This window comes from Arhodomonas sp. KWT (assembly GCF_010993615.1).
In genome coordinates this window covers 1-763 of sequence record NZ_WNXE01000803.1, presented here as the reverse complement: position 1 = coordinate 763, position 763 = coordinate 1, and the positions used below count along the sequence as shown (strand labels likewise).

The 763-nt window shown below is 69.5% G+C and carries 1 protein-coding gene; it reads right to left on the bottom strand.

The annotated features are described in order from the left end of the window. The coding region (locus tag G7A99_RS22520) for a F0F1 ATP synthase subunit A (protein WP_163144254.1) at window positions 1-644 on the bottom strand (644 nt) is incomplete at its 3' end. Window positions 645-763 lie beyond the last annotated feature (119 nt).

Here is a 763-nt window from a genome sequence, read left to right as displayed (position 1 = left end):
CCGGCGATGTACACCAGCGCGAGCATGCCGAAGATGTAGGCCTGCACCAGGGCCTCGATGACGTGCAGCATCAGGATGGGTACCGGCGCGAGGAACCCGGCGACCACGAGCACCAGAAGCGCCGTGAGCTCCAGGCTCATGATGTTGCCGAACAGCCGCACCGCCAGCGCCACCGTGCGCGTGATCTCGCCGATGACGTTGAACGGCAGCAGGATCGGGCTCGGCGAGAGGTAGTGGCGGAGATAGCCGCGCAGGCCCTGGTAGCGCACGCCGAAGACGTGCACCGAGACGAACACCACGAACGCGAGCGCGGCGGTGGCGGAGAGATCGCCGGTGGGCGAGTGCAGCCCCGGCACGATGCCGAGCAGGTTGGCCACCACCAGGAACACCCACAGGGTCCCCACCAGCGGGACCACCCGTTCCGGATGATCCGGCATGACCTGCGCCACGGCGCCCTCAATGGCCTCGACGATGCCCTCCAGCGCCGTCTGGACCATCCCCGGGTCGTCGCCCAGGCGGCGGGTGAGCAGCCGGCAGGCGAGCGCCAGCACGGCCATGATCAGCCACGTGTAGAGCACGGTGTCGCTGAGCGTGACCGGGCCCAGGGCCACGCCGCCGCCGTCGATCAGGCCACCGCCATTCACCGGTCCCGCCCCCGTACGAACAGATACACGTTACTGGCACCGAGCACGACGCCGCCGACCAGGCAGACCGGCGTCCAGTACACCGAGTAGCCCGGGTCACGACCGTCCAGCCACAGGCC